This window comes from Paraburkholderia sp. MM6662-R1 (genome assembly GCF_050436245.1).
Taxonomy (GTDB): Bacteria; Pseudomonadota; Gammaproteobacteria; order Burkholderiales; family Burkholderiaceae; genus Paraburkholderia; species Paraburkholderia tuberum.
In genome coordinates this window covers 78,819-96,388 of the sequence record NZ_JBNDLV010000003.1, presented here as the reverse complement: position 1 = coordinate 96,388, position 17,570 = coordinate 78,819, and the positions used below count along the sequence as shown (strand labels likewise).

The 17,570-nt window shown below is 60.2% G+C and carries 13 protein-coding genes; 3 read left to right on the top strand and 10 right to left on the bottom strand.

Features of this window, described 5'->3' with window-relative positions; genetic code table 11:
* Positions 1-456: 456 nt before the first annotated feature.
* Positions 457-771, bottom strand: a complete 315-nt coding sequence (locus tag OKW39_RS23045; RefSeq protein WP_143037312.1) for a DUF4148 domain-containing protein — start codon at positions 769-771, stop codon at positions 457-459.
* Positions 772-1,258: 487 nt separating this feature from the next.
* On the opposite strand from OKW39_RS23045, the gene OKW39_RS23040 reads away from it, so the two are divergent.
* Positions 1,259-1,636 (top strand): hypothetical protein, encoded by a 378-nt coding sequence (locus OKW39_RS23040; RefSeq protein WP_429332531.1) that lies wholly within the window; start codon positions 1,259-1,261, stop codon positions 1,634-1,636.
* Between the two features lie 67 nt (positions 1,637-1,703).
* Here OKW39_RS23040 and OKW39_RS23035 read toward each other — a convergent pair whose 3' ends face one another.
* Positions 1,704-4,256 (bottom strand): DUF3772 domain-containing protein, encoded by a 2,553-nt coding sequence (locus OKW39_RS23035; RefSeq protein ID WP_429563776.1) that lies wholly within the window; start codon positions 4,254-4,256, stop codon positions 1,704-1,706.
* A 388-nt stretch (positions 4,257-4,644) separates the two neighbouring features.
* On the opposite strand from OKW39_RS23035, the gene OKW39_RS23030 reads away from it, so the two are divergent.
* Positions 4,645-5,394: a hypothetical protein gene (locus OKW39_RS23030; protein ID WP_429563775.1), complete on the top strand. Its 750-nt coding sequence runs from the start codon at positions 4,645-4,647 to the stop codon at positions 5,392-5,394.
* A 276-nt stretch (positions 5,395-5,670) separates the two neighbouring features.
* Here OKW39_RS23030 and OKW39_RS23025 read toward each other — a convergent pair whose 3' ends face one another.
* Positions 5,671-8,022 carry a DUF3141 domain-containing protein gene (locus tag OKW39_RS23025; protein ID WP_429563774.1) on the bottom strand — a complete coding sequence of 784 codons (2,352 nt, stop codon included), beginning with the start codon at positions 8,020-8,022 and terminating at the stop codon, positions 5,671-5,673.
* 95 nt (positions 8,023-8,117) lie between these two features.
* On the opposite strand from OKW39_RS23025, the gene OKW39_RS23020 reads away from it, so the two are divergent.
* Entirely contained in the window at positions 8,118-8,321 is a 204-nt protein-coding gene (locus tag OKW39_RS23020; protein WP_143037313.1) for a hypothetical protein, read from the top strand.
* Here the strand turns inward: OKW39_RS23020 and OKW39_RS23015 are convergent.
* The 7 genes from OKW39_RS23015 to OKW39_RS22985 form a co-directional block, all read right to left on the bottom strand.
* A complete protein-coding gene (locus OKW39_RS23015; RefSeq protein WP_090811762.1) occupies positions 8,318-9,235 on the bottom strand; it encodes a LysR family transcriptional regulator in 918 nt (305 codons plus the stop codon). The genes OKW39_RS23020 and OKW39_RS23015 overlap by 4 nt on opposite strands.
* 230 nt (positions 9,236-9,465) lie before the next feature.
* Entirely contained in the window at positions 9,466-9,828 is a 363-nt protein-coding gene (locus OKW39_RS23010) for a DUF3331 domain-containing protein (protein ID WP_429360703.1), read from the bottom strand.
* A 167-nt stretch (positions 9,829-9,995) separates the two neighbouring features.
* Positions 9,996-10,721, bottom strand: coding sequence for a MinD/ParA family ATP-binding protein (locus OKW39_RS23005; protein WP_429563773.1), 726 nt, complete (start codon positions 10,719-10,721; stop codon positions 9,996-9,998).
* Between the two features lie 693 nt (positions 10,722-11,414).
* Complete coding sequence (locus OKW39_RS23000; protein WP_090811766.1) at positions 11,415-12,080, bottom strand: TetR/AcrR family transcriptional regulator; 666 nt, start codon at positions 12,078-12,080, stop codon at positions 11,415-11,417.
* A 253-nt stretch (positions 12,081-12,333) separates the two neighbouring features.
* Entirely contained in the window at positions 12,334-13,197 is an 864-nt protein-coding gene (locus OKW39_RS22995) for a 4Fe-4S dicluster domain-containing protein (protein ID WP_090811768.1), read from the bottom strand.
* Between the two features lie 10 nt (positions 13,198-13,207).
* Positions 13,208-16,186 (bottom strand): molybdopterin-dependent oxidoreductase, encoded by a 2,979-nt coding sequence (locus tag OKW39_RS22990; RefSeq protein WP_090811770.1) that lies wholly within the window; start codon positions 16,184-16,186, stop codon positions 13,208-13,210.
* A gap of 143 nt (positions 16,187-16,329) precedes the next feature.
* Positions 16,330-17,052 (bottom strand): OmpW/AlkL family protein, encoded by a 723-nt coding sequence (locus OKW39_RS22985; RefSeq protein ID WP_429354774.1) that lies wholly within the window; start codon positions 17,050-17,052, stop codon positions 16,330-16,332.
* Positions 17,053-17,570: the final 518 nt, after the last annotated feature.

The following is a 17,570-nucleotide window of genomic DNA, read 5'->3' as shown; positions in this document are numbered from 1 at the left end:
GGGCGGGCGCGGCGTAGACGACGGCGGGGGGCGCCATGATTATGGGGGGCGGGATGCCCACAAGGACACCGACTCTCACATGCGCTTGCGCGGTGCTATTCAGGCATACGGCCGTAGTCGCGATCAGCGCAAGCAAAACTATCCTGGATCTCACAAACTTTCTCCTATTCGATGAAGCGGGCCTGCCGCGACCCGGCGCAAAACGGTAAGGCCATGGCGCAAAAAACCGGACGGGCTCAACCTGGCGAATTCCGCTACGCGACAAAAAAGGGATCTCGTTGGTGCTGGTTGAAGTGAATCCCGCGTGGCCGAACCTGGTGATTCCGGGGCCGGCCGACCCCGAATGCAGATTCCCGAGATCTACGCCTTGCGCTGAACCTCGCGTCCGGAGGGGGTACGCCGACGTCGCTATGGAAAGCCAGACAAGGCTGCGGCTTGCCCCGTCGTGATGTCCAATCAACTTTCGTTGTAGATAGAACGATACGAGGCCAACTGAGCCATTGCCGGCACCCCCGAAACTGCGGAGCCCAGTTTCACGCCACCGTGCCCACTGAACGCCTGCTGTTGAGCCGCCACGCTCGCCAGAGCCGCGTGGATGTTCGCCGGATAGTGTGCGTCACCGTTGGGGTGGTCAGAGCCCGCTAGCTGCAGTCGGATGACTTCTTCGTGCACTAGCTCACGCGTCAGAGGACCGTTGCCCTGAGCAGAGGTGCCCGTGGGGAGAGCGATGACTGACACGACAGTGAGAACGGGCATGAACGCTTTAGCCATGATGAAGCTTCCAGTCTCGAGCGCCAGGAACAACAGGCGCCGGGTTAGCGAAACAACGACCAGGCAAGGTCCTTGAAGCCCGTGTGCCCGTTCCGTTGAGGTCCGTCATCTTCTTATCGTTTAATTAGAAATAGCTCTCTTCAATACATTGTTTCCGTGCTTGCAACGTCGAGAGGCATCTATCCGCGCGCAGCGGTCGCGAAACGACAGGGCAGGTCAACGATTCGCGAGCCACCCAACCTCCATGTTCATGAAATGGCAACTCACAATTGCGCGCGTCGAATAACGACGCGCTGTCGTTATACTGCAACCCACATCTGACGCAGCATGTGCTCGGTTTTGCGGTGGATACCGGCTCCGTTATTTACACTGATGCACTGATTGGTATAGGTCCGGCAGCAATCGACACTCACGCTCCCGGTCGCGCCACCGATGCCGTCGGCGCAAAAGCAGCCGCTATTCTTCCTTTAACCCATAGGAGTCTTTAATGCAAAAGTGGTTTGCCGCGCTGCTGATTTCATTCGCGGCGAGTTCGCATGCAGCCGGCGATTCCTCGATGAACGCAACGGTTGAAAACGTCGCAGGTACGAATCAGGTCGGCGGCTTCGTCGCGCTACGGTCAGCGGACAGCAAGTGCCGTTATTACGGTGTACTGCAGCAGACTGCTCGTGCGCCGCGTGGCATGGCAGAGCGCATCGCTGCACTGACCCAGGACGGAAAAGTCTATGACTGGATGACAGTTATCAGTTACTCGGAATGCCTGCAAGCGAACGGAACCTACACCAAGAAACGCGTTTCGCTGGATTCGCCCGGCGGAAAGCGGTTCCGCGTGGGCGATAGCGTAGAGCTGCGAGCACCGGTGTAACGAGGGCCAGCGCGCCACCGATAACGGCTTTTACCAGTCCCATGAGCGCGAGAAATCACTTCGACGACTATCTATTCTCGCTGATTGCAGACAGGACACGGAGCTCTACCGGACCGGAATTGCGATCGGTGGCTTCCTGGTTCGAGATGATATCGCTCGTACTTCGGACCACAACGGTTCGAGAGATCGACAGCGGTATTTCTGCAGCACGTAGTCGCTTCAGGATTGCAAATAGCAGATCGCTTCTGGTATCCCCGGCGATTCTCGGGCTACCGACATAGCCGGTAACAGTCAAGGTCATACCGTCAGGCGTCAACTGGCTAAAGATCACCGATGGCGCGGGACGATCGAGAACCGATGGGTGATCCAGGTAAGCTTGCAGAAGAACATCGCGCACCTGCTCCGGATCGACGTCCAGCGCAAAAGTAAGGGCCAGTGTGACAACCCCCTGCGTTTTGTTTCCCATTGTCACGTTGCGCACATTCTGAGAAATCAGGTGCGAATTCGGAACGATCACCGTTGATCTGTCTGCGAGCTGTATTTCGGTCGCACGTACACTGATGCGCCGGATATCGCCTTCAATGCCGGTGATACTGATCATGTCGCCTACTTTGACCGGCCGTTCAGCAAGCAATATCAGCCCGGAAATGAAGTTTTTAACGATTTCCTGCAGACCAAAGCCGATGCCTACCGACAGCGCGCTGACGATCCACGCCAGGTTATGCCATTTCACGCCGAGTACGGACAAGGTTTGCAGCGCGACGAGGACATAGCAGACGTTGGCGAAGACCGTCACCAGCGACGCGCGCATACCCGAACTCATTTGCGTCTTGGGCAGAAACTCGGCGTCCAGCCATTTGCGCATGAGCCCAACCAGATACAGGCACAGTGCACAGGTAAAGATAGCGCTGAAGATATGGGCGGGAACGATATTGAGCGCATGTAATCGCTCGCCACCGAGTACGTCGAGAATGCTATCGACCAGATCTCGGGGCGTTGTCCCGAGGCCGCCCGTTAGCAGTGCGATGACTGCGGCGAGCATCAATGCGCTGCGAAGAATGGCGGAGAGTACCGTTGCCACCTGTTCGAGATGAACGTCTTGCAGCCCGAATAGATGCCTGATTGTTTTGCCGCTGGCGTGGCATGGCGAAAATACGGTTTCGCAAACATCATGAGCGAGCTTCGTCAGCAGATAAACGCTGCTCAGTACGAGATCGAACCAGACCAGTTCGTAAGTCAGGAACCGCGCGAACGAAACATAACCACAGAGCAATGCAATCAGAGAAGCTCCGACGGCAAGGCTGACGGCGGCATGAATAATGCCAGCGAGGGTAGAACGCGCCTCAGGCGATTCTCGGGCAGCGGCGAGCGCAGTGAGTACCCGGTTTGCGCGTAAAAGCGACATCCCGATGGTCACAGCGACCACCAACGCCACCACGCCGCGAGTAAAGAGCGTAAGTTGCACGCTGGTATCGACGGCCCGGTTGATCTGCTCGATGGCTCCTGAAAACAGCAGCAGTGCGGCCAGTGTCCGTGGAAAAGGGCGTAGCGCGCGAGCGACGGGATCCGCGATGGCCGGCAACCGCCATGACGGATGTCGTGTGCAAAGCAATGCCCGGCCGAGAGCAGCGACCAGCGCGCAGGTCACAACATGTTTGATGATTTCGCTGGCGAAGCCTTGCAGCGCAGGAGGCAGCGCCTGCTGACGGGTCAACGCGAAGTAGAGCAGATCAACGGCACATATGGTGGTCACCAAAGACGCGAACACGGTCGAGATCGCCATCGCGCTGCGCCGTATCCGGCCTTCCGGAAGGCGGCGTAGGCAGAACCGCTCTGATGCTCTGTCAAGAAGCCGCGTTCCAATCGTTGCAACGGCCAGGGCGAGCAGCACAAGCAGGGCGGTTGCAACCCGCTGCCCCGGTTGCCATGTCGTTTGAATCTGCCTGTCGATCTGCGCCTTGAAGTCTCGCAGACGTTGATAGTCAGCCGTGTCCGGGTGGAGCGCCGACGCCCAGAACGCGGCGCTGACTACGCTGTCGGAACGAAGGGCCAGTTGATCTTTCAGATGGTTTTGCAGCAGTCGCGTGATCTGGGCGCTCAGATTGGCAAGGTTCTCCTTGATCGTTGCCGCCTGCTTGAGTTCGGCATCGAGTTGCAATTGCTGAGCGGCGAGAACGCTGCGCTGTTCGGCGACCGCGGGAGTTTCCGCGGCGGATTCGGAAGCGGGTGCTGTTCCGAGTACGTCGAGCTGGGCATGCGTTTTCGCGCGATCGGGCTCCAGCGACGTGGTGATCAGCCTGTCGACGTCTTCGGCGACGCGCCGGCTCAATGCGTCCAGCTCGGACAGCTGCGCATCGCTTGTTGCCGTCGAAGCACGCTGCCGGATCTGGTCCTGTTTTTCCTGAAGCGCACCGAGCCTTTGTAATGCCTCGGCGCCCGCGCCCATGGATGGCGAAGAATCAGCAGGAGCATCTATGCTAAGGGGCGGCAGCGTCGCTGCGTTGGAGGCAACCGGAATCAGGCCGAATATCGTCAGCGCGATAAGGTGAAAAATGACTGCAACTATTTGTCGCGCGGTGCAAGCGCGGCGAAGAGTATGCATTTGAGAGATCTGGCTCATGCACGCGTTACCTATGTAAGCGGTGTTGCATTCGGTCGCGGCCGGGCGTGAAATGAGGGAGCCGCACTGCGGTAGGAGAGGAAGCTAATGAATCATACATGATTATCATATCATATATGATCGATACGGCAAATATGAAAGGTGGTGCACGGTCAGCGCGTGGCCCGCTGATGTGCGATGGCGGCCGCTTGAGCATCGGCGTGCGCTATCCAGTTTGTGCGAGAAACGTTCGGTATAGTGGGACGTTGAAAGATGGAAGCTGCTCTTGGATGCTTTTTACAAGGCTTCCCGCGATATCGGGCTCCCGACTAATTGGCATCTATCAAACCATCGTTTCCTGGACTCACCGGTAGGCGCGCAGGCAACGCGGTAATGGAGGAGCATCGACATGGAACAGAGCAACGCATTGCCGGATTCGATCCGGGCAGCGATTGAGGCGCACGGCGGTGCAGCGCGATGGGCCGAACTGGCGGAGATCGAGGCGACGGTTTCCGCCTGCGGCCTTCTGTTCACCGCAAAGCGACGGCCAATACTGCGACAGGTGCAGGTTCGCGCGTCGACACACGAGCCTCGTTTCGCTTTCAACGATTTTCCGCAGGTTGGCGAAACGAGTGAACTTCAAGGAGAAGAACTTGTTCGCGTCGTCGGGCGAGACGGGGCTATCCTGGCTCGCCGCGACGGACCGCGAACAGCATTTCGTGGCTGGCGACGGCAAATCTACTGGGACGACCTCGACTTTGTCTATTTCGGCGCCTACGCGTTCTGGAACTATCTGACAGCACCTTTCTTATTCTTGCGCGGCGGCTTTACGTTCAAAGAACTTCCGCCACTGGCGACTTCGGCCGGGATATGGCGAAGAATCCGGGCGACCTTTCCCAGCGACATTCCAACGCACAGCCGGGTCCAGGATCTCTATTTCGATAGGCAACATCGCCTTTGCAGGATCGATTACACCGCCATGGTTATCGGACGCTGGGCGCGGGCCGCTCACATCTGCGAGGACTTTCGCGAATTCGATGGATTCCTGGTACCGACTCGCAGGACGGTAAAGCCGCTGCCGGTTGGCAATGCTCCATTGCCAGCTCCGACTCTCGTCGCGATCGAGGTCCACGATTTTCGACCAAGGCCTTCTGATTGACGCCAGTCCAATCGGCCGCTGCGACTGACGAAGCAAGGCGGCCGCGGTCAGTTGTTCGAGGTTGTGAAGGCACTTGCATGCTGACTTCGACTCGACATCGAGGTTGCCCTCGCCAGGCGCCCGGCGCGTCCGCTGTCGTGGCGGGAATGACGGGTTTCGGAAACTCGCGATGGTAGCTTTGGGGCGGCGCTGCCTGAACACGAAAGGGATCTGCCTCCTGGTACTTGACGTGTCTGGATTCCATGGCGGGTTCCCTCACTGACGGGTTGGCGGCACTCACGATGCCGTGGCCCGAACCCGCGGTGCGCGGGCCTTTTGGGGCTGCGACTCGAGCGCGGTTGTCGCGCCGAGCACTGACCGGATGGCGCGCAGCGCCTCTTCCTGCGCGGGTGTCGGCGGGATGCGCAGCACCCGCTGGTCGGCCAGCAGCTTGTCGAGCAAGGTCAGGAGCCGGTTTCGGTCTTCCGGGCTGGCGAGCAGATCGGGCAACGTCTGGATAGCCTGTTGCGGCTCAAAAGTCGCGATGAGTTCCTGCTCCCCGCGAATGCGCCGCCAGTCGGCAGGAGGCAAATGCGGCAGGTCGTCGGCATATTCATCGACCAGTTGCTTGACTGTCTCGATGCGCGATAGCGGCAGCGGCTCGCCCTTTGGCGCGAGCAGGAACGCGGTGCGCGCGACCGCCTCGTTGTAGCCGCCCTGCCTCAGCGAGGCGAGCGCCGCCTGGACGAACGGCAGGCTGCGAGGATCGGCGGCGGCGGACGTGCCGGTCCCATGCTCGCCGAGGCGGTCCGGGTCGTACATTGCGAAAAGATTCGCGTAGATGGAGAAGAACAGTGCTTCGATGCTGGCGTCTCTTACCGCCCGGAACTGGTCGAGCGAGGCGCTGATCAGTTCTGAGCCGCGCTGCTCCACCTTGCGCCACGGTTCGAGGTCGCTCGAGGGCTGCCGGCTGGCTCTGACAGCATCGGCCATCGGACGCAGCGCGGCCACCCACGGATTCAGGTCCGAGAATGCCCAGCGCTGCAGACGCAACGGATGAAAATCGCGCAGCAACCGCGCGGTCATCTCGTTCGACGCATGCTGCACAAAGGGTTGAACGAACAGCTCGTAGGCTCGCTGGTTGAACTCCGACACCACCGCCACGGCCTTGAACGGCTTTTCGTCCTCGCGCCGCAACTCGTTGAAATGCTCGACGGCTTCTTCCAGCCGGTGTTCGGTGAGCGAGACCTCGTATTCCGTTTTGCCGTCTGCGCCCTTTCCCTCCTTGATCGACATGCCGTAGAGGCCCGGCGCGAGCGTCTCGATTGTCTCCAGCACGTTGAAGATTTGCGTGTATTCCTTCTTCGCCACCTTGCCGGAAACAAAGATGCCGAGATGGCCGACGTCCTCGTGCATCAGGGCGACGATGACCTGGCCGCGCGCCTTGATCTCCTCGGTGCTGCTGTATATGTCAGCGACCCAGTTGAACGCCTGTTGCGGCGGCGTGATGTTGTCGCCCATCGATGCGAATAGGATGATGGGCGAGCGGATGGCGCGCAGATCGAAGGATTTGCCCGACGGGCCGGACACTTCGCCGGACCACAGCTTGTTGCCGATGAAGAGGTTACGGGTGATCCACTCGATCTCTTCCCGGTTCATCAGGTAGTAGCTGCCCCACCACCGCTCGAACTCGATAAAGCGCGCCGGTTCCGTATCGATGTTGGCGAACACGTTGTAGTACTTGTCCCAGAACGTGTTGGCGGGGTTCAAATACTCGAAGTTGTTCACGAGATGCGCGCCGTCGAACTTGCCGTTGCCAAGATCGGCCGCCAGGGACGAGAGCCACGTGCCGCCCAGAATGCCTCCGGCATAACGCATTGGATTGGGCACCTCGCTCTCGCTCCACGCCCCGCTCCAGTAAGACATGGGCGCGCCGTTGACCAGGATGGGACCGGTGTCTTCCGGCGACGAACTGGCAAGCATCATCGCGGCCCAGCCGCCCTGGCAATTTCCGACGATCGCGGGCTTTGGGCTGTCTGAATGCAGTTCGCGCACCTTCCGTACGAACTGCTGCTCGGCCGCGCACACGTCGAGCAGGGTCTGGCCGGGCTCTGGCTCCTGGGAGAACACGACGAAGTAGACGGGATGACCGGCGCGCAGGGCAACGCCGACCTGCGAATCGTCCTTGAAGCCCCCGATGCCGGGACCGTGCCCGGCGCGCGGATCGATGATCAGATACGGGCGCTTCTTCACGTCGACCACGACACCCTCCGGCGGCCGTATCGACAGCAGAGCGTAGTTGACGGGCCGCTCAAAGTGCCTCGCGTCGAGCACTGTGTCATAGTCGAAATGCAACGCCGGCTTGATCCCGGCCTTGTGGCGCTCGATGAACTCGTTGCCGCGTTGACGCAAGGCATCCCAGAACAGGACGGAGCGCTGCGCGAAATCGGCCGTATAGTGCCAGGCACCCCATGGTGTGAACTGCGCCAGGTTGGGAATAGTGAGAGCGGACGTACCGTCGCCCCCCTTGATTGCGTCGCTCGTCCTCTGCCCGAACCGTTGCCGGGCCTCTTCCAGGCGATTGTGCAACAGCCGCAGGATTTTCAATGCGATCTCGTGATTGCGTGTCAGTTGGGTAACCTGGTCCATCTCATGAATCTCCTTAAGCGAAGCGACTTAACCCGGCACAACTGCTCATTCCGTTGCCTGGTTGCAGAGAAGCTTGCATCGTCGAGGAATTGGGCGTGCGCGAAGCGCTGGATGCGCGCCGCATCCGCCCGGTGCGCATCGCGCTGCAGAACCAGCGCGATGACCTGCTCGCGTTCGCCGGCGTGCTCGATGAGAAGCTCGCCGCGATCGCGCAGCGCGCCAACGTCTCGGATGAGCTCGTGCGCGCCGCGTGTGTGCTGCGTCGCAAGCCGCGGACTTCACCCGCGTGCGCCACCTAACCAGCAGCGGACGGTCCCATGCCCTGTTCGAAGAACTCCGCGGTATGGTCGATAAACGCCCTGACTTTCGCGGGCAACAGTGCGCGTCCGATGTATGCCAGGCGGACCTCGGCCGCAGTATCGGCGATCTCGAAGTCTTCCAGCAGACGAACGAGCCGTCCGGCCTTTATGTCCTGCTCAACAAGGGCGAGTGGAAGCAGACCAACACCGAATCCTTCGAGTACGATGTCGCGATTGAATATGGGATTGTTCGACGCAATTTCGTAGCTGATCGGGACCGCGATGTTTTCCTGTTCCATTCGAAAGGTGACGCAGGGTTTGTGCATCGAAGGAGGGACCGTGACGAACACATGGTCGGCCAGCTCAGCCGGATGCCGGGGCCGAGGACGCCTGCCCAGATAAGCTTCCGTTGTGACAACGACCAGCGGCAACCGCTGGAGCAGCCGCGTCACAGCCAGATCCGTCGCCAGCATGAAAGGCAGGACGATACCCAGATCGTAACCGTCGGCCGTCAGGTCCACGGGCCGCTCGGTCAATGTGATATCCAGGGTGACGTTCGGATGCTTGCGTTTAAAGGACGCAATCAGCGGTGCGAGCCACGTCAATGCGGTGGTCGTATGTGCGACCAGTCGCAGCATGCCCGCCGGCACTCGACCGTGGCCCGCCGCACTGGCTTCCAGGCAATCGAGGTCATCCAGGATGCGACAACATCCATCGTAAAAACGCTCCGCGGCTTCCGTCAGCGAAAACTGTCGGGTCGAGCGATGGAAGAGTCGCGTGCCCAGGCGCTCTTCCAGCGATGCGATCGCCCGCGAAACGACCGATGGCGAGAGATCCATCATTTCCCCGGCACGTCTGAAGTGTTTGACTTCGACGATACTCCGGAACAGGCGCAAGCTTTCAATGTATTCCATGGTTAACGTCCCATCTGCTATCTGACGACTTGTGTAGATATCCTTTGGATATCAGTCCTGTTCGTGGACCTGTACCGCACCGCACGCTGTGGAACATAGTCCAATGCCGTGCAACCGCGACCAGGGGTACTGTCCGGTCACGCCTCGCGCGCGTGGATGCGCCTGGTGTCACTGCCGCACATGAAAGCGCTGAGCATTCTGCCGTAAAGACACCAGAGAACCGAATCGCATCAGATCGGCTGTTCTATCAGGCTAACGCTTCTCGCACAGATCATTGCGTGAGCATTAGCCGGTGTGGGCCCAGTGAGGCGCGGCCTGTAGATGGCATCTCCGACTTCGATTAGCCGACCGGTCAGCGCACAGATGCCTGGCACCCGCGCGGCGCCTCCGCACCATGTCTGGTATCCATAGTGTCCGGAGCGCGCATCGCACCATGAAACGATCAGTGTTTGCGCGGTCGGTTGGTCGAGTACCCGTATGATTGGCTTACCGGTCGAAGCGATCGACTGTCGAACAGAGGAACCGTTCAAGGCAGATCCGTGCGCAGTGGCTCGTTCGTTAAGTTTCCAATCGCCAAGCCTTGTGACGGTCATACTCCACGGATCAACAGCGCGATTCATCACCTGGCTCCCTCTGTGCAAGCTCGAACGCTTGCGCTTCGCGTGAGCGCTGCCCACCATAGCTGCTCTCTTGCGTCGAAAATTACCGGTCCGATTGCGTCGGCAAGTCCCCTGGGTCGGAGAGATCGTTCTTCGAGGCTTTACCGGTATGCTGCTGCCGGGCCCAAAGTCCTATGCGTGCGCTGCCCCCGTGCCGCCATGTGCGTTGTCGCAGGTAGCAGCCGGGACGCTGCGGGCCGCCTCGACCAGGACTGCATATCGGCAGCAACGCGTGCAAAATCGCTCGCCGCCGGGGACCCAGGAAATGCATCGACGACACAGCGCGAAAGCTCTGCCGCTTGCGCGATACACGGATCGATCGAGATGCAGCCTGCCTTGAGAACCGAGACAGCCAGATAATCGCGCGCAATGGCTCCGAGACTTTCCAGCAGCGCGTGAGTGTCCGCTTCACCATCGAACAGATTCACAATGATGCGGAATTCCTCGATGCCCTGTGCGAGACGCAGGCGCTTCATGCAAACGTAAGTGTCTGCTACTGCAGCGGCCGACAGGTGCATGACGACGATGACGTGGTGGGCTTGCAACGCAAGTGGTGAAAACGCGCCGTTGCCAGCAAGCGCGGCATCAATCAGCACGATGTCGGGCGGGCTCGTGAGCACCGCGTCGTACTGCAGGCCAGCGAAGTTTTCGTGATCCGTATGGCCGGTGCCAGTCGAGTGGAACTGACGTCGACCACGGTCAACGGCCAGCACGCGCGGCAAGTTGCGATGGATCGCGGGAGCGAACACGCCTGCGGCGTGAATGTCTTGAAGCATTGTGCTCGCCGACCGCGCGCCAGGACATTCGTCCACCACCAGCACGTCCATACCCTGTCTGGTCAGCGCCATCGCGAGGTTGACAACGGCAGCCGTACGGCCGACTGCTTTCGAGCCGCCTGTGACAGCGACCACACGCGTAGCACTTTTGGCGAACATCTGGCGCAACCCGAGCGCCTGTCCGGAGACTATATCCTTCACTGATTCACCCACGTATCGAGACCTCCGCGCCCATCACGAGTAGCGTTGACGACCCGCGCGCCGTCAGTCATAACGACTTTCGGATCGCACGTTTCATCGACGCGTGGATTGTACGCTTTCACGTCACTACTGACAATGCAATCATATATGGTTTGCATGTCAGATATGAGTGACAGATGCAAAAAACACGAACGGCGGGTTGGCCCCGAACTCATCCGGTTCTTTCTTGCACGTCGGGAATTGAAATGCTGCGCGCTGCCTGAAAATGGAGGTAGCGGTACGTCTAGCCGGCTACAGCAAGCCTTGACGCCGTGCCTTTCGGGTCGTCTCGATCGACAGCCGATGGTGCTTGGGGTGCGCCAATGTGCTGTTGTGGCGAGCGGGGGTGGAGTGACACCTGTCGATGCCTCCGACTGATGCCCGCGGTAACTTATCGAGCGGTTGCGTCGCCTTGGCGACAGCCCGGCGCCGCCATGCCGCGTTCACCCGGAAGGGGCTGCCGCGGGAATTGGGCTGTGCCAGTCCATTCAGTCATATGAGTCGCTACGGTGCGCCCATGGGTACGTCCGGGCGATGATTGTCGTAGTCTGTTTCTTCCGGCTGTCGCGACAACACGCACGAAAAAAATCCGGCAAGCACTGTCTGAAGCACCTTGTCGCTCACCGTTTGCGGACCGCACATCCTGAAGAACTGCACGCCCTCGCACAGGCTCACCAGGCCAACCGCGAGAGCCTCGGCCTGCAGGGGCAACGGCCTGCCGTTGCGCTCCGAAAGCATGCGGATGTACACGCTGATCTGTTCCAGCTTCTCCTGCCGGAAGGCGTTGATGCGCTCCCGAAACGGGGTGTCCCGGCACGCGAGCAACTGGGCCTCGACCCAAAGTGGAAAGCAATCGTGTTCAACAATAGATTGGCTGTAGTACGCGATGGCGCGGTCCTTCATTTCATCGGGCGTGCCGCCCTTCTCCATCATCGCCAGGAGATTCGTCCGCGCCCTATCGTCGTCGCGGCGCAACAACCTGATCAGCAGATCCGGCTTGCCGCCGAAGTTTGAGTAGAACGCGCCGCGCGTATAGCCAGCCGCCTCAGCGATGTCCTCCACGCTTGTCGCGGCGAATCCCTTTTTAACGAACATCTTCCGCGCCGCCTCAAGCAGGCATTCGCGCGTCTGCTCTCTGCGCTGTGCCCGTGTCAGGCGTTCCCGCTTCATGGCATAAAGTACCGGTCAGGCCGACATCTGCGGTGCCGCCAGATCGGCATGCTTCTCAGATGACGGGTTTCGCAATGATCCGTCGACGCCCGATCAGGCCGTCTCGCGGTTTATGTGACATTACACTCATATCTGATTTTGTTGTCAATAAAGTTGACGAAATCTGGCACGTGAGAGGAAATCGGAACCGTCATACCGAAGCGTGAGCGGTCCGCCCGTCTCATGCCAAGCAGCTTCGTTGCGGTGCCCATGATCACGCGACTTCCATACCGTTTGTCGACTGTGCGAGGCTGAGCTCCCCAAGGTAAACGCTTTCGCCCAATTCGCATTTGCGCCAGGCGCTGCCGAGGGCATGACGGATTTCGACTCTGTAAAGACCGCTTCCCTTGGTGAGACCACCGAAGCGGAAATCGCCGAAGCAGTCAGAGACAGTCTCCGCCACCTTCTGATTGCCGAGGTAAAGGGCTACGACCGCATCCGTGACGCACTCGACCACATCTCCCATCCGCGCGCTGACGCTTCCGCTGATGAAGCAGGTTTCCCAGCGCTCGAGGTCGCTGTACCACACGCGCGGTTTCGTGCCCAGGTTAGGCCGCAAGACCTTGAGCCCCTCGCGCTGGGCCTTCTCGGCCATCGCAGCGTCATCGAGCTTGACCGTCTCGAAGACGTCGGTGGGGCACGATTGCTGACAACGCGGCTGCGGCCAGCCCTGGTCGAGCAGATGGGCATCGAAAATCCAGGTCTGCGGCAGTTGCAGCTCATCGTTCCAGACGATCGCTTTGTACGGGCAGGACTTCACGATGTCCTTGCGGCCTCGAGCCTTGTCCGGATCGATGATGACGACGCCGTCGGCGCGCTTGCGAATGGCGTCGCCGCCCACCCGCAAGCAAGGCGCTTCGTCGCAGTGGTTGCACATGACCGGCAGATACGTGGTTTCGACCATATGCGAGTCGCCCTGGACGCGGCGCAGGATCCGGATCGGGCTGTCGGCATTGGCGGCGGCGGGCGCGGCATAACCGGGGAAGTCGTTGCCGACATGCTCGTCCCGCGCGGCGATCACGCAGTTCTGGCAGTTCTCGCAACGCCCCACTTTGATAATCAGGTTCCACTTGCTCATTCGAAATTCCTCACGCGGCGCGACCGAGCATGAACGCTTCGGTGCCTTGCCACTTCTCGACCTGCACCAGGCAGGAATTTGGGCTCATGCTGCTCGTGCCGGCGGTTTGAGGCCGGTCGGGGGTGAGCATGTTCATGCAACCGCCAATCTCGACGCACTCGCCGTCTATTTCGACCAGCTGAAATTCGGCGCTCGCCTCATACGACTTGACCACTCCGGCGCTAACCAGCGGCGAGACGTCGGCTGCGCAAATCACCGCGCCGCGGTCGTTGTACACCTTGACGAGATCGCGATGGTCAATGCCTCGAACGGCCGCATCGGTCGGACTAAGTCTCAGCAGCCAGAAGCGATGGCCACCAATCAGCGCGCGATGGTCATCGATGCTGTTGACCGAGGAGTTTTTGCCATCACAATGGGTATGGAAGCTGTAACGGCTGTGAGTGGCGATCAACTGCAGCGGATAACGCTGGGCCAGGTCCGAGCGCAGCCCCTCCCAGGACGGGATGTATCGGTTGAGCGGTGGTCGCTCGGGATTGTCCGCAGTGTGCCGCTTCAGCAACTCGGGCACGAACTCCAGCTTGCCGCTCGGCGTCTGCAGGCCCATGCCGAATTTTTCGGCGAACTGCGACGGCAGCGGATGGGGTTCCTGCAGGTCCTTGCGCCGGCCTTCCGCGAACCAGCGCATGTCCACCGGATGGCGCAACTCGGGCTTCTCGGGCGGCACGACGAAATAGCCCTTGCGGCAGAACTCGCGCCACGAAACGTGATCAGGCAGGTCCGACGAGTCGAAGACCCGCTTGACCCAGTCCAGTTCGCTGCATCCCTCGGTGAACACCCCGCCAAGGCCCAGCCGGGTCAGGATGGCGGCGAAGATGTCGTAGTCGGAACGGGACTCGCCCAAAGGCTCGATGCACTTGTGCTGCAGCGTCATCACGCGATGATTGACCGTGCTAAACCCATGATGGGCGTAGCCGCCGGAATTCGCCCATTCGCCGATGTCCCAGCGCTCCAGCGCGGTGCACGCAGGCAGGATGACGTCGGCGAACTGGGCCTCGCCCTCCATCCAGATCGACTGGTTGACCACGAACTCGATGCTCGGGTGCCGGTAGGCTTCAGCCCAGCGTCCGGAATTCGTCACTGTGCTGAAGGCGGACCCGCCGTAGCGGTAGATCATGTGGATCGGCGAATATCCGGGCATGGGGTAGCTGAACGGCGCGAACTGGGCTTCCTGGGACATGCCGTCCCAGAGGTAGCCCGTCGCATGGCCGTTGATGATGGCGTCGGGCAGTTGCTGCCGCGGGACCATTTGCTTGACCGGATTCATGGACAGAATGTGCGGCATGCGCTGGTAATTGTTCACCGCATTGGCGGTCCACGCCAGGTCGCCGGATATGCCGCCGTCCGCGTAGCCGGGAAAATAGAAATGGAGGTCGTGGGGCACCCCGGCTTCAAGGCAGCCGAAATTGACCCCCGGCTTACCCCAGCCCTGCATCGCCATCATCATGATCATGCAGCGCGCCCATTGCGCTCCGGTCGCACCGCGGCCCGCGCCGCCGAATCCCGCGCCGGTCATCCCGACCGCGAGATGGACCTTCCTGTTCCCCCATCGGCGCGCAAGCGCACGGACGTCCTTGGCGGGCACGCCGGTTTCGCCCTCCTGCCACTCGGGCGTCTTGGGAACGCCGTCGGATTCGCCCAGAAGATAGGCCCTCCACTCGTCGAAACCGGTCGTGCGGGTGGCGATGTAATCCTCGTCGTACAAGCCCTCCACGGCCCATACGTACATGATGGCGGTGGCGAGAGCAGCATCGGTTTGCGGTCGGACCGGAATCCAGCGCCCGCCCAGCAACTGCGCGGTGGGGTTGCAGTGCGGGTCGATATGAACGAACTCAATGCCGAGTTCCTTGGCCCACAGGCGCCGCGGAGTCCCCTCGAATCCCGCATAGGCCCCGTTGGTACTTTCGGGGTCGCAGGACCAGAACACGATCATGTCGGCTTCCTTCAGGCAATCCTCGACGCCACCATAGCCGGATGGCACGCCGACGCGCATCGAGTTGCCGAAATGATGCATGGCACCCCAGTACCAGCCTTCCCAGCTATCCGGATTGGCCGCGACCCGGGTAAAGCCGATCAGGTTGGCAAAGCGCGTCAGCGCGCTGAGGTAGTAACCCACGTTGCCCCACTGGTGATGGGACGACATCGGGAAGGTGATGGAACCGGGACCGTGAACGCGCTTCTGCCGGTTGATTTCCCTGGCGACAATGTCCAGGGCCTCGTCCCAACTGATACGCACATAGCCGGATTTGCCCCGGTTCTGGGGATTGCGTTCGCCGTCAGGGTCGAAGTCGACCCGCTTCATGGGATGAAGGATGCGCTTGTCGGAATAGACCAGCGACTTGAGCGTCAACGCGTGGGGCGCGACCAGGCCACGCCGTGGCGGGCTGAAACGGCGGCCGCGCGCCTCGATCACATAACTTGGCGCATCCGTGCTGTCCAGCTCGATGGGCGTCACCCGAACGACGCGGCCATCCTTGACGTAGACGAACAGAGGCCCGCCGTTGGTGCAGGTGGTGAAGCGGCGGGTGCCGTCGCGCAAAGGCGTGCCCATCGGCAGGCCGACGGTCCGCATCATGCTCAGGGTCTGCATGAGCCAAACCAGCAGTTCGTCCTCGCCCTCGGTGACCACCTTGAAGTTCTTGGCAGCGTGGATGATTTCGCCCTGGTCCTGATTGGGAGAAAGAAACTTCAGGGCGGTGGCGACATCCTTGAAGACCATGCGCACGTCGGGCCGCGGATGCCTGCCGGCGCTGGACCGAACACGTCCGTTCTTTAACCTGATGACGCGACCGATGCTTTGATCCGCGAGTCCGATCCAGGCCACGAGATCGCGCTCCTTCAGGCGATCACGATAAGCGGGAAAGCGGCGTGCCGTCAGGTCAAGAACCTTGGGCAAAGCAAAAAGAATAGTCTTGAGGACCTGTCGTTTCATTATTCGATCCAAAGGGAAGCGGGGTGCGCTAGCGGTGGCATGACGTCGCGGACCGCAGCCAGGCCCGGGGCGCGAAAAATAACGTAGTCGATGTCTTCGATGGGCATTCAAATCTCGATCGGTGCATTAACGAGTCGTACGCGCTAGAACGTGTAGGCGACGTTCAGGAAGACGCTCAGGGGATCGAGCCGGAGCGTCGATTTGGAAACGATCTGCGTTCCAGTCGCGGTGTGTCCGTCTAACGTAAGGTTGGTCTTCACCGGCATATAGTTCACAGAGGTTCCGACAGACCAGTGTTTTGTAATGGCGTAACTTGCCCCGATCTCGAATACCGGATTCCACGATGAACTGAGTGTTGCGTGTGCCGAACCACCTGGACCAACGCTATCAGTGACAAACTGGCTATTGGTTGTCCGAACCTGGGTGAACCACGTATAGTTCACACCCAAACCGATGAATGGACGGAATTTCGAGCCGGCCGAAAACAGGTGGTATCGAAGTTCGATGGCGGGCGGCATTGGCCTCGTCGAGCCGAGGTTGCCATACTTCTCCAGCGTCCCATCGCCAACCAGATTTACTGTCAATGGCAGTCCCAGAAGCATAGCGACGCCAATGTTGTCCGTGACGTAGTACTCGGTGGTAATTCCCACCGTATTCGTTGACGTCGCATGCGCCCCGCTACCGGCTAGCTGGCGATTCACCGTTTCGCCGCCAATACTCTCCACGGTGAGTGGCGTTGCGTCGCCCTGTGGCGCGATGTGAAGCCATCCTGTGGACAGCGTAATGCTTCCCGCCGACTGGGCGTTTGCATTGTCGGTCAGCGCAGCCGAGCAGAGGCAAGCCGCCATGCCGGCAGAGCTGATCATTCGTCTGTAATTCCTCACGTGTCTTCTCCTGTCTCGTTGCCCGGGCATTTTTGTGAACCCGTGGTGCTTCCTGTGGAACCGATGCGGCGCTCCGTCTGGGGTCGTTGCGTCGTTCCTCATAGGCTTCGACCGCTTATCAGGTCCGCCGGTTATGTCTGATTAGGTCGTTTTACTAAATGACATGAAACAGGCACGAATGTTTAGAACACCGCTACTGCCTCGTACACGTTATGTGGAAAAACGCTTTCGCGTTATCCTTACCATTCTTTCTATTCTTCGTACCTCCTGGTGTCGAGACTTCAATCCGTCCAATTATTCGTTCTCTGCCTTTGGAATAGTTGCTGGTACAGCATGCCTCCATCGCCCTGCACGCTAGTAAGCGCGCATCGCCAAACGTTCAGTCTCGGGCGGGAATACGCACCACGCACCGTCGCGGTGCCGGAAGAAAAATAACCCAACCGGCCCTGTCGGCAGCAGTAGCTCGATACGCACATAGGGTCTCTGGTTTGTGCCCGCAC

Bases quoted from the DNA above. Each gene is read 5' to 3' on its own strand.
- OKW39_RS23030 (WP_429563775.1), top strand. From the start codon at position 4,645: ATGGAACAGAGCAACGCATTGCCGGATTCGATCCGGGCAGCGATTGAG.
- OKW39_RS23000 (WP_090811766.1), bottom strand. From the start codon at position 12,080: ATGAAGCGGGAACGCCTGACACGGGCACAGCGCAGAGAGCAGACGCGC.
- OKW39_RS22995 (WP_090811768.1), bottom strand. From the start codon at position 13,197: ATGAGCAAGTGGAACCTGATTATCAAAGTGGGGCGTTGCGAGAACTGC.
- OKW39_RS22985 (WP_429354774.1), bottom strand. From the start codon at position 17,052: ATGATCAGCTCTGCCGGCATGGCGGCTTGCCTCTGCTCGGCTGCGCTG.
- OKW39_RS23010 (WP_429360703.1), bottom strand. From the start codon at position 9,828: ATGACCGTCACAAGGCTTGGCGATTGGAAACTTAACGAACGAGCCACT.
- OKW39_RS23035 (WP_429563776.1), bottom strand. From the start codon at position 4,256: ATGAGCCAGATCTCTCAAATGCATACTCTTCGCCGCGCTTGCACCGCG.
- OKW39_RS23045 (WP_143037312.1), bottom strand. From the start codon at position 771: ATGGCTAAAGCGTTCATGCCCGTTCTCACTGTCGTGTCAGTCATCGCT.
- OKW39_RS23025 (WP_429563774.1), bottom strand. From the start codon at position 8,022: ATGGACCAGGTTACCCAACTGACACGCAATCACGAGATCGCATTGAAA.
- OKW39_RS22990 (WP_090811770.1), bottom strand. From the start codon at position 16,186: ATGAAACGACAGGTCCTCAAGACTATTCTTTTTGCTTTGCCCAAGGTT.
- OKW39_RS23005 (WP_429563773.1), bottom strand. From the start codon at position 10,721: ATGGACGTGCTGGTGGTGGACGAATGTCCTGGCGCGCGGTCGGCGAGC.
- OKW39_RS23015 (WP_090811762.1), bottom strand. From the start codon at position 9,235: ATGGAATACATTGAAAGCTTGCGCCTGTTCCGGAGTATCGTCGAAGTC.
- OKW39_RS23040 (WP_429332531.1), top strand. From the start codon at position 1,259: ATGCAAAAGTGGTTTGCCGCGCTGCTGATTTCATTCGCGGCGAGTTCG.